Here is an 11,606-nt window from a genome sequence, read left to right on the forward strand (position 1 = left end):
TGTTAAAACTGACCTTCCGATGACATTACACAAGGACGGCACAGTGGCACAACACGGCACACTCTATTATTTATGCGGCAAGATGGGGGCTGGTAAATCCACCCTGTCGCGCCAGCTGGCGCAAGACCATCAGGCGGTTGTGTTGTCTGAGGATGACTGGCTGGCAGCGCATTATCCGGGCCAAATCAATACCTTCGATGATTACATCGAGAAATCCCGGCTAATCAAACCCTTTATCAAAGCCCATGTACAAAGCCTGTTGCAACTAGGTCTGAATGTGGTGATGGACTTTCCGGCGAACACCCGGCGGCAACGCGCCTGGTTTGTTGAGCTGAGCGAAACGGTACAGGCTGAACATCAGCTTTACTATCTGGATGTCAGTGATACACAGTGCCTGGCACAATTGGCCAAACGCCGTATTGAACAGCCAGCGCGAGCACAGTTTGATAACGAAGCGGTGTTTTATCAGGTTAGCCAGTATTTTGAAGCACCTGAAGCAAGTGAAAACCTGACTTTAGCTCACACGGACAGCATCAATGAGAGTTAGGTTTATACTGCCAGTGACGTTTTTACTTTCGGGTTGTCATATAGCCAGTGCTAATGTGCCTAACTTGAATAAACTACAGGGCGAGTGGATTACGGTTGATGCTGGCCCGAGCCACAAAACTACTCAGGTTTGTGAGTTTTTTGAAAACACGCAGCGTACATGTATTATCGAAGAGGCTTCTTTTTCTGCCAAGTTTGGGGAAGCACATATAAATAAAGTAACAGGGACCTGGCGTCTGGACGGGGAAACGCTCACGGTGACGGAAACGTTGAATTTCTCATCTGTGGCGCATCAGTTTCAGTTTAAGGTGAAAAGCATCACCGCAAACCAGTTCGTATTGGTTTCTGAGCACGGTGACACCACAACCTGGCACAGAGCGAATCACTGAGTATGACTTTGGATAACTGACATACTCGTTGTTCAGCCTGTCAGCTGTTGATCCAGTGCTGTCAAAGTCTCACCTGCACCATCAAAATCAAAATCCTCAATCTGGGTAAACAGTTGTTCTGCCAACGCTTGTCGAGGGGTCCCGCTGAGCGCCTCGAGCAGCGTCTCAGCCCGGTCGCTGGCATCCATATCAGAATCACTGATCATGCCCTTGAGCTCCGCGAGTAAGGCAGCAATATCAATATCCTGATGTGCGTTTGCTGGGAGACTTGTTTCGTTGCTGTGTTCACGGGCTTGCAGCTCATTCAATGACAGCTTAAGTGCATCAATAAGTGCCGTCAGGCTGATCATTAGCTCATCCAATACGGGTTGTACAGGTGCATTGTTGGCACAGGCGGTTTCTAATTCAGCGGCCAGCTGCGCCACCTGAACTGCCCCAACATTACCAGCGCTGCCTTTGAGCGTATGAGCACACCGCATCGGTCCCTGTGGATCAACATCTGTCTGTGCTTGCGCGTCGGTGAAGGCGTGTGCGAATTGCGCCTGTTTGTCACAAAAACGCATCAGCAACTTTTTGTACAGGGCTGTGTCGCCTTCACTGATGGCCAGTCCTGCCTGGGTATCCAGCCCGGTAATCGCCGGTAAGTTCCCGGGTTCATCTGGTGTTACTGAAGGCGGACGTTCGCTGGTGGCGGATATATTTGCTGGCTGGGCCGGGGTTATCCATCGTGTCAGTGTGGCAAACATTTTGCGCGGATTTAGGGGTTTTTCAATGATGTCATTCATGCCACATTCCAGCGCTTTTTGACGATTATCGAGCATCACACTGGCGGTCATAGCAATGATTGGCAGGTCCTGCCATCTGGGCTGACGGCGGATAGCTTCGGTCGCGCTGTAACCATCCATCACTGGCATCTGGCAATCCATGAGCACGCCATCGTAGTCACGCTGTTGCAGCATCTCCAGTGCCTGCTGACCATGTTCGGCGACATCAACCCGAATGCCATTTTTTTCCAGCAAGGCTATGGCCAGTTCCTGGTTTAGGTCATTGTCCTCTACCAGCAGTAAGTGAGCGCCCGCGACAGAATCAGGCTGTTCATCAGTGGTCGTATCGTGTTGCTCATAGGTGTCTGGATCGCCGAACAGACTGAGCAGGCAGGCGGCAAGCGGCTTGGGGAAAACTGGTTTTGAGAGGGTATAGCTGACATCGGCTTCTGTGCTATCTCCGTTATGACTCAACAGCACAACGGGCAGCTTTGCGCGCAGCGGGTCGGGTAAGACATCCACACAGCGGCTGTCTGCCAGAATGAATTGGGCGCTCATCAAAGCTTCTGTATCTTCGTTAAGGGAGTCTTTGCTGACAGGCTCTGCGCTGATCTCAAAGGCATGCAGGTAGCGTTTCAGGGTCGCCGCGGCATACTGATTGTCATCGACAATGATGGCATGCTGCACGGACAGTACCGGCAAAGCTGCGGTGTTGCAGTCGCATAATTGCACCACAATCTCAAATGCAAAAGTACTGCCTTCACCGGCAATACTCTGGCAGCTGATCTGGCCACCCATCAGTTCCACCAGCTTTTTACAGATGGCCAGCCCCAGACCGGTACCCCCATACTTGCGGGTTGTTGAGGTATCCGCCTGGCTGAAGGATTTAAACAGTTTTTGCTGTTGTTCTTCGGTCATACCAATGCCGGTGTCTATGACCGCAAATGCCAGTGTGAGGGTCTCTTTGTCGCCTGCCTGTGGCGATACATCAATGATCACATCACCGCCTTCTTCGGTGAACTTGATGGCATTGCTGCCTAAATTTAATAATATTTGTGAGATCCGCAGCGGATCGCCTATCAGGCGCGCCGGGATCCCGGGATCCAGCATGACACACAGCTCAATGTCTTTTTCCCGGGCTTTGATGGCCAACAGGTCGATGCTCTGAGTGAGGGTTTCTTCCAGGTCAAACTCGATGGCTTCAATATCCAGCCGACCAGCCTCAATCTTAGAAAAATCGAGAATATCATTGATGATCCCAAGGAGTGACTCGGCACTGCGATTGATCTTCTCCACATAATTGCGCTGCTGACGATTCAAAGCCGTTTGCAGTGCTAGGTAGCTCATACCAATGATAGCGTTCATGGGGGTGCGGATCTCATGCGACATATTCGATAAAAAGTCAGATTTAGCCTGAGTGGCACTTTCTGCTTTATCTTTGGCTTTTTGCAAGGCTACCTGGAGCGCTTTGGCGTCGCTGATATCCATGTGGATCCCAAATACTTCTTTGCCACCAGGACCATGTTTGGCCACAACACTGCGGCCAATGCTGAGGATCCATTTCCAACTACCATCGGCACATTTCATCCGCATTTCATGGCGAAAGGTATCGCTGTCGCCCCGCGCATGGACCAGTAATGCGTCTTCGGTGGCACTCAGATCGTCGGGGTGAATGAGTTGATGCCAGCGGGCAATACTGGGGCCATAGCGCTGCTCAAGCTCCTCACACTGGTAGCCGAGCATTTCTGACCAGACCTCATTGGTGATCAGCTGGCCACTGCTGATATCCCACTCCCAGGTTCCGGCGTTGGCGCCGGACATTGCCAGTTCCAGCCGTTGTTCTGCTTCTTTGAGCTCGCCATAGGACAAGGAATTGGCCAGGGCGACGGCAAGGTGATTGGCCACCACCCGTAATATCGCCCGTTGCGCGCGGGTGAGCGCATGCTCATGGTTAAATTGCAGGGTAAACACGCCCAGCACTTCACCGTCGACCACCAATGGGGCACAAAAAACACTTTGTGTAGCGTCACCGTGGAGATTGTCCGCGGCATTCAGCGCCAGTTTCTGCCAGTCCTGTGGACAGGCAGCATACACTTGGCTGGCTTCCTGGACACAATACACATCAGCACCGCGGCTGGTGGAGAGTTTGCTGATCAACGCTGAAAACGGCTCATCATCCTGTACGGCATAGATGTAATCAATATACTGCTGGTCACGGTGATAAATACCCACCGCGCAAAACTCGCAGGGTAAAGTCTGCTTTAAGTGCTGATAGATGGTTTCACAAATGATCTTCATGTCGTAAGTTGCGGCGACTTCTTTACCTACTTCACCCAGTACCACCAGGTCCTGAGTGCGCTGAGCCACTTTTTGTTCCAGTTTTAAGCTGGCCAGACGCAGTCTGCGCTCTCGGATGTGCACTATAGTGACGATCGAGATAATGAGCACAGCAGGCAACAGTACTTTAAACCACAAGGTTTCATACCAGGCTGGCAGAGAAATGATCTGTAGCCCAATCGGAGTGTCATTCCAGACACCGTGATTATTACTGCCTAATACTTGTAACACGTACTCGCCGGGTGGCAGTGACCGATAGCTTGCACGGGGCGTATCTGTGATGGCGCTCCAGTCGGCATCGTGCCCCAATAACTTATAGCGGTAGCGGTTATCTTCAGTCGCATGGTAATCCAGCGCTGCAAAATATACGGCCAGATTTCTGTCTCTATGGGTAAACTCAATGCCGGTATCGAGTTTGTCCAGCCGTTCGCCATCCAAATCGGCATGAGTAAAAACCAGCGGCGGCGCAGAGATGTTGACATAAACCGTAAGCGGGTTAAATCCGGTAATGCCGTCTATGCTGCCAAACAGGATCTGTTCATCAAAGGTTACAAATGAGCGTGCCAGGAAGTGGTTGTTACCCAGTCCGTCATGGGTTGTAAACTGATGAAAGATCCCACTCAGCGGGTCAAGCTGAAACACACCGCCAGAGGTTGCCAGCCACAGCAGTCCCAGTTCATCAGCAACAATGGATTTCACCGCAAAATTGGCTTGTGAGGTGGTATTGCTAAAGCGCCGAAACTGCCCCTGATCGAGTGCGAAACGGGTAATGCCGTTATTGCTGGCAAACCACAGGTTACGGCCGCTCTGAATACCCTGATTAATATGACGACCATCCAGGCTGGTGGGGGTGTTATCGGGCAGATAGTGCTGTATTTGCGTCAAGTCCGGGCTCAGGCGAAACAGGCCATCCCCGTCACTGCCTACCCAGACCTGGTCATCGCTGTCAATCAACACAAAAGTAGGGTCTGTATTGGGTAAGAAATGCTGTACTTCACCGCTTGGTGGGTGCCAGCGTGTGACTCTGCGTTCACCGGCAATGATTAACCACAGCCATCCCTGAGTATCAAAATTAATGTAGTCGACGGGGGAGCTCTCGCGCACGCCTGGTGGCATAAAGGGCGTCAAAGCACGAGTTAGCTCATCAACTTTAAACAGCCCAAAATTGGTACCGGCATAGAGCTGGCCATCCGTGTCCCGGTTGAGGTGGTGTACTCTGAGCCGATAATCGCCCGTCAACTCCTCAGGCGAAGCAAACGGGGTAAATTGTCCGTGGCCATCAAAATGCACCAGACCGCGACCGGTGCCAAGCCACACGCCGCCTTCAATGGCCTGAGCCATACTCAGTACCTGATTAAATAATCCGGAAAGCTGCTGATCTGCCAAAAAGTGATGCCATGCCTTAAAGGCGGGCGGGTGAGGAAAGACTTTGATGACCCCAGAATAGCGCGTTGCGGCCCACATCAGCCCGGTCTGATCAATTAACACCTGCCGCACGTCTCGGTTTTGCAATAAGGCCAGCTTGCCATCTTGTGCGGTGGGAATGAACTTGTCCTGGATTGGTGAAAAACGATAGATACCCGCAAAGGTCGATAACAGAATGTCACCCTGATGGTGCAACAGACTGGATACGCTCGGCAGGCTGTGTTCATTGAGCTGGTAGGTATGAAAACGCTGCGTGTCCGGATCAAAGCGGCCAAAGCTCGTGCGCGTGGCTACCCACAGTCGGCCATCCGCGGCAACGGAGACCTGCCTGACCTCAGGGTGATCGAGTGACTGAGCTGCCATTTTAAATGCACTAAACTGGCCACTTTGGCGGTTAAGCCGGTAAAGTCCATCTGACGTGGCGCACCAGATATTGCCCGCTTTGTCCTCCGTAATACTCCATACCCGGTTATTACCTATGCTTGCGGGGTTGCCTGGCTCATGGATAAAACGCTCAAATCCGTTGCCATCTGCTTTGAGACGGTTAAGACCGCCGCCATTGGTACCAATCCACAGGCTGCCATCCGCACTTTCAAACAGGGCCTGCACTTTGTCTGCCCCAAGAGACTGCGCATCATTCGGGTTATGACGAAAGTGCTGAAATCCTTGCTGAGCCCCTAAAAACAGATTCAGGCCACCGCCCCAGGTGCCAGCCCATAAACGGCCGCGGGTATCAAATAGTAAGACACTGACACTGTCAGCAGACAGTGAGTGAGGATCGTTCGGGTCGTGTTTAAAGTTACTAAATTGATAGCCATCATAGCGTTTAATACCGTCGGCGCTGCCAAACCACATAAACCCCTGCTGATCTTTGCTAACAGCGTAGATCTGCGGGGTATTCAAGCCGTTATAAGTGGCGATATTCTCAATTTTCAGTGTCGTGGCCAGCACTTTTTGAGCGAAGAGCACACATAAGAGCAATTTCACCGCTAAACTAACAGTGAGTGCAAAACCGTAGCGCAGTGTTTGGGTCGGGCATAAAACTGAGGTGACGGGCATAGCGTTGGCCTGCTGGCTGGTCAGTTAATTCGTTGTACAAATGTTAGACAGATAATAATAACATGTGCACAATAACAGCAAATAAATTTTCTGACCTTGTAACACCTTAACTGTGCCGGCCTCATTGGGAGGCAGTTGGCTTTAGGAGAGAAGAATGGACAATGGCAGTGCAGTAACCACTATGACCATCCTGGTTGTTGAAGCGCACGAGACCATTCGCTCTATGGTGGCTAATATTGTGACCGGTCTTGGGCGGGTCAATGTGTTACAGAGCCCCAATGGTGCCGATGCACTCGATAAACTGCAATATCAGGATATTCACCTCATTATCGCCGACTGGATGCTGCCCAAGCTGGCGGGGATCGATTTATTAAAAGAAGTCCGAAAAAATCCGCGTACGGCTGCTATCCCGTTTGTCATGACTGCCACTTCCATCCAGCAATCTCAGGTACTACAGGCCATTAAGTGTGGCGTGTCTGAATATGTGGTAAAGCCTTTTTCCAGTAAAATCATGCTAGAGCGGCTGCGCAGAGCACTGAATAAACCCGTTCGCCCTTACCACGGAGAAATGGGCGAAGAAGAAGCGGTCGTAGAGCAACCCATTCAGGTGCTGGTGGTCGATGATGTCGCAGACAATATCAAAATTATTGGTGATGTACTGCGTAAAGAGTACAAGGTTAAAGCCGCGCTGAGTGGCGCAAAAGCTTTGCAGATCTGCGCTGCAGAACCGCAACCCGACCTGGTCTTGCTGGATATTATGATGCCGGGTATGGATGGGCTGGAAGTATGCCGTCGTCTCAAAGACGACCCGCATACTCAGCATATTACCGTGATTTTTTTAACCGCGCTGGAACAAACAGAGCACGTTGTACGGGGGCTTGAGCTTGGCGCGGTCGACTACATAACTAAGCCAGCCAACCCGTCGGTGGTAAAGTCTCGTGTCAGGGCCCATTGCCGTAATATTGAATCGAATCGGCTGATGCGTGCGCAGATAGATGCGATGCTGGATAATGCCAGGCTACGGGACGAGTTTGACAGCCTGACCCAAACGAACCTTGCAAAACCGGTGTCGGATATTCGCAGTTCAACGGTGCTGCTGGCACGGCACATTAAAGATCCGGAGCGAGCAAAGCGGTATCTGAGCTATATTCAACATAGCTGTTTGCGCCTTCAGCATGCCATGGACAGCATGTCAGCACTGGCAAAAATTGAAGCGAATGAGTATCGACTCAATCCGCTCAATCACCCTTTGCACAAAGTGATCGAATCCGTGCTGGAAGACCTGGCCCCGTTGGTTGAAGAACACAAAGTACAGTTACGTACCGTGGTGTCTAAAGATCTCATGTTTTTTGGTGAGCCGGCGCTGTGTTATACCTTATTTCATAACCTCATCACCAATGCACTGGAGGCGGTCAATGCTAAGCCCCTAGTGACTATCAGTGCGCAGCCAGCGGAGCAGCAGCTGACGGTGATCATTCAAAACCCGGATCCCATACCGGACGGCGTCAGAACGCGTTTCTTCGATAAGTTTGTAACCTTTGGTAAGCCTGACAGAGCAGGGGTCGGCACTTACACCGCCAAATTGCTTGCCGAAGCTCAGCAGGGTCAGATAGCGTTTAATACCGATGAGCAACGCGGCACTGAGGTGACGGTGAGTTTGCCGTTAGGGGAAAAGGCGAGTTAGCCTCCCGAGCAGCTGATGTTGCCCAGGAGGAAAGTGCTGGGAGTTAATTGCGATATTTAGGGCGATAATTCTCAACCCATAGTTTCGTGGCCCCGCACACCGCGGCCGGCATCACAATCAGGTTTACGATTGGAATGCTGGTCAGCACCATGACAGCAAACCCAAAGCCATACGACAGGCCCTGATGCGCTTTTAAGGTTTCCTTCATCTCTTTGAAAGAGATTTTATGATTATCAAACGGGTAGTCGTTATACTGTACATTGTACATCCAGCACGAAAACAACACCCAAAGTATCTGGCCAATCAGCGGCAGCATCCACAACAAGATGAAAAAGCCAATGGCACGCGGCAGATAGTAAACCAGCTTACTCCATTCGCGCCCCAGCATACGAGGCACATCCTTTACTAGATCGGCAAAGCCGTCATCGTTAATTTTTTGCCCGGTGAGAAACAGTTCGACCTTCTCAGACAGCAAGCCATTGAATGGTGCGGCGATAAAGTTAGTGATTACTGAAAATACCAAACTGTAGCTGAATAGAATCACCAATACGGCAATCGGCCACATTAACCATTCCAGCCAGCTGAGCCAATCAGGTAACAAGTCATTGAGATAAGCAAAGCCTTGTGTCAGCCAGTCATACAGGAAAAACAATGAGCCGCCAAACAGCATCACATTGATGAGTAGTGGAATAAACACAAAACGTTTAAGTCCTTTTTGGCTTAACAATGAAAAGCCCGCGACAAAATATTCCATCCCCTTGGTAAGTTGCATTGAGATACCTCTGTACTGAAAGTTCTGCCTTCATTATAAATCCGGGCAACATAAAAAGGGCAGTCTAATCAGTAACAAATTGTGCATGCTGTGCCATCTCATTGTGTTTTAGTTAGTTTTTTGAGTTGCTGGTGGTTTTGCTAAGGGCTCAGGCTGGTCCGGATAGAATTAATTTGCAGATTATTGCACTTTGCTGGTTGAAACCGCATCAGCTTGCCTATACATTCAAAATATCGTCCTGAGGGAGTTTGCCCATGCAATCGCGTTTTTGGTTATTAGCATTGTGTCTGATGGTGTCACTGACAGTGAACGCCGCTGGCAGCAGTGTGTCAGTCAAAACCACGCAGCTGGCAGAGCTTTTAACCGAACCGGACAAAGATAAGCTAGACAGTGATTTTGATATTCCTTTACCTGGCGCAGCCAAACAGGAATCGATTCAGTTTGTCCCTGATTTTCACGATGCCGTTAGCTTATACCACCCGTTTACTCACTATCACCAGGGGATCCGAGCCCCACCTGTTGCCGTTTAAGCCACTCATTTTTAATTTGAATGTACACGCCTGACTGACAGGCCGTGTCGTAATGTGCTTAAAGTCAGCGCTCCTGTTTTAACAGCTAAGCGACTGGCAACGACCAATGTGAATACACTTAGCCAAAGGCAAGCATCAATCGATTTGTTTAGTCGAGATTGATCCACTGCCTGGCTGTCAGTGATAACGCACCTTGGTATATTCCCGAAACAGAGGTGAATAATGAATACGTTTAACAGACTCAATACGCTTGATGTGACCACCGACATGCCCGTACAGGCTAATCCATTGATAACTGACGTTGATAACAATGGACTCGATCGCTTGTCTGTATCGGCACAAAAATACATGCACAATCTGGATGGTCAGAATTCAGTGTGTCTGGACCCGGATACCAGTGTTGATGAAGCCACGCTGGTGCTGAACAAAACCCATGTGGCCTCAATGTTTGTCGCTCAGGATAGCGCATTGCTGGGCATTATTTCGCAAGCCCGGCTAGGGAGTCGACATATTTTAAAAGAAGCCCAACTGAGAGGTTGTCAGCGCAGTGAGCTGGTTGCCACCGATGTCATGCTGCCATTGAAAACGCTCAAGCAGGTGAGCCTGACCGAACTGCGTACCGCGCGTGCTGGTGATGTACTGGTGACCATGGAAGCGCACGGCCTGGATTACTTATTGGTGACAGCGCCTGAAACCGGTCAGATTTGTGGTTACTTTGATTTGGTCGAGTTGATCAAGGCGGGTGGTCGTTCTGTTAATCAGCTGCGGCCAGCCGAACACTTTAACGACATTGTAGTGTCTTTGTTGCACCACAGTGAGCTGTAATTCCAGCCAGTACAGCCCAACCGATTTATTTCCTAAAGTTAATGTAAATTAACGCCAAGGCACCTGCGGGTGCCTTTTTTATTACTCTGGAAACTTAACGCCGTGACGTTTGGCGTACCAATAGCACAAAGGCAATTCAATCAGGGTAAAGGAAATAACCGTAAACCAGGCCCAGTTGACCTCGAACAAGACCAGAGAAAACGATAATCCGGAGTCGTAGTAGACCGAGCCGACAATGGCCAGCGAAACGATGGTTGCGATCAAATCCTGAATAGAGACCTTTTTCAGATCATTACCAGCGTAACGGGGGTAAATGACAAAGTAGGCCAAACATAAAATGATGACGTTGAGCAGGATTACCTGAAGTTCAATGGACATAAATACAGCTTATAGGTATGAAGAAGTCCCTATTTTAAGGTGCGCGACGGGACTTTGGCAAGCAAGCAGCTGGATGACTCTGCCTTTTCTGCGCCATTGCGGTTATACTTCGCGGGTAAACCAATGAGGTAGGTATGCTGTCGAAAAATCAACAAAAGCTGCTCCGTGCTCTGGCGCAAAAAAAATATCGTAAACAACATGGTCTGTACCTGGTGCAGGGGGCCAAAAATGTCCAGGAGTTGCTCATTGCAGGCAAGCCAGTTAAACACCTTTTTGCCTGCGCCGATTTTATTGCCGACAACCAGGCTTTGTTGGAAGGTCATGACGTGGTGCTGTGTGATGAGGCTGAGCTGAGTAAGGTCAGCACGCTGGTCAGCAATAATGCAGCCATTGCTGTTGCCCAGACAGAGCCACAGGCAGAGCTGAACACGCAAGGGTTGATCCTGGCGCTGGATGATGTATCCGATCCGGGCAACCTGGGCACCATTATCCGAGTTGCAGATTGGTATGGCCTGGGCCAGATTGTACTCAGTGAGCACTGTGCGGATCATCTGAATCCGAAGGTGATAAGCGCGACTATGGGTTCTTTTGCGCGTGTTGCGGTGATCAGAACGGATCTGTGCGCCCTGCTGCAAGACTACGATGGCCCGGTTTATGGGGCTTTTTTAGAAGGTGAGAGCGTGCATACAACGCCTTTTGCTGCGCGTGGCATACTCGTGATGGGCAGCGAATCTCATGGTATCAGCGATGCCGTGGCACAGCATATTAATCAGCCCATTACCATCCCCGCATTTGGTGGTGCAGAGTCACTAAACGTGGCGATGGCGACAGGGATCATTCTTGATAACATCAAACGCCATAGCTAAGGTGGTGTGACTTTGAATTCTTGTGTTTGCG

General features: G+C 50.3%; 9 protein-coding genes. 6 read left to right on the forward strand and 3 right to left on the reverse strand.

Annotation, left to right across the window (positions count from 1 at the left end):
- Positions 1–19: 19 nt before the first annotated feature.
- Both QNM19_RS13365 and QNM19_RS13370 read left to right on the forward strand, forming a co-directional pair.
- Complete coding sequence (locus QNM19_RS13365) at positions 20–547, forward strand: P-loop nucleotide/nucleoside kinase family protein (protein ID WP_284026790.1); 528 nt, start codon at positions 20–22, stop codon at positions 545–547.
- Complete coding sequence (locus QNM19_RS13370) at positions 537–935, forward strand: DUF5004 domain-containing protein (protein WP_049863664.1); 399 nt, start codon at positions 537–539, stop codon at positions 933–935. Before QNM19_RS13365 ends, QNM19_RS13370 begins: the two co-directional genes overlap by 11 nt.
- 32 nt (positions 936–967) lie before the next feature.
- Here QNM19_RS13370 and QNM19_RS13375 read toward each other — a convergent pair whose 3' ends face one another.
- The gene (locus QNM19_RS13375) at positions 968–6,520 is read right to left on the reverse strand and encodes a response regulator (protein ID WP_049863663.1); all 5,553 of its coding nucleotides are present in this window, start codon (positions 6,518–6,520) and stop codon (positions 968–970) included.
- A 154-nt stretch (positions 6,521–6,674) separates the two neighbouring features.
- Here QNM19_RS13375 and QNM19_RS13380 point away from each other — a divergent pair, with 154 nt between their 5' ends.
- On the forward strand, positions 6,675–8,204 hold the full coding sequence (locus QNM19_RS13380) for a response regulator (protein WP_049863662.1): 1,530 nt from the start codon (positions 6,675–6,677) through the stop codon (positions 8,202–8,204).
- Positions 8,205–8,247: 43 nt separating this feature from the next.
- Here QNM19_RS13380 and cysZ read toward each other — a convergent pair whose 3' ends face one another.
- The gene (cysZ, locus tag QNM19_RS13385; RefSeq protein ID WP_049863661.1) at positions 8,248–8,976 is read right to left on the reverse strand and encodes a sulfate transporter CysZ; all 729 of its coding nucleotides are present in this window, start codon (positions 8,974–8,976) and stop codon (positions 8,248–8,250) included.
- A 254-nt stretch (positions 8,977–9,230) separates the two neighbouring features.
- Between cysZ and QNM19_RS13390 the strand changes: the two genes are divergently transcribed.
- The gene (locus QNM19_RS13390) at positions 9,231–9,506 is read left to right on the forward strand and encodes a hypothetical protein (RefSeq protein WP_010386514.1); all 276 of its coding nucleotides are present in this window, start codon (positions 9,231–9,233) and stop codon (positions 9,504–9,506) included.
- A 222-nt stretch (positions 9,507–9,728) separates the two neighbouring features.
- Positions 9,729–10,331, forward strand: coding sequence for a CBS domain-containing protein (locus QNM19_RS13395; protein WP_049863660.1), 603 nt, complete (start codon positions 9,729–9,731; stop codon positions 10,329–10,331).
- 81 nt (positions 10,332–10,412) lie between these two features.
- Here the strand turns inward: QNM19_RS13395 and QNM19_RS13400 are convergent, their stop codons facing one another.
- Positions 10,413–10,709, reverse strand: coding sequence for a hypothetical protein (locus QNM19_RS13400; protein ID WP_010386512.1), 297 nt, complete (start codon positions 10,707–10,709; stop codon positions 10,413–10,415).
- A 134-nt stretch (positions 10,710–10,843) separates the two neighbouring features.
- Between QNM19_RS13400 and QNM19_RS13405 the strand changes: the two genes are divergently transcribed.
- Positions 10,844–11,575, forward strand: a complete 732-nt coding sequence (locus QNM19_RS13405) for a TrmH family RNA methyltransferase (RefSeq protein ID WP_049863659.1) — start codon at positions 10,844–10,846, stop codon at positions 11,573–11,575.
- Positions 11,576–11,606: the final 31 nt, after the last annotated feature.

Source organism: Pseudoalteromonas ardens (genome assembly GCF_030125445.1).
Taxonomy (GTDB): domain Bacteria; phylum Pseudomonadota; class Gammaproteobacteria; order Enterobacterales; family Alteromonadaceae; genus Pseudoalteromonas; species Pseudoalteromonas ardens.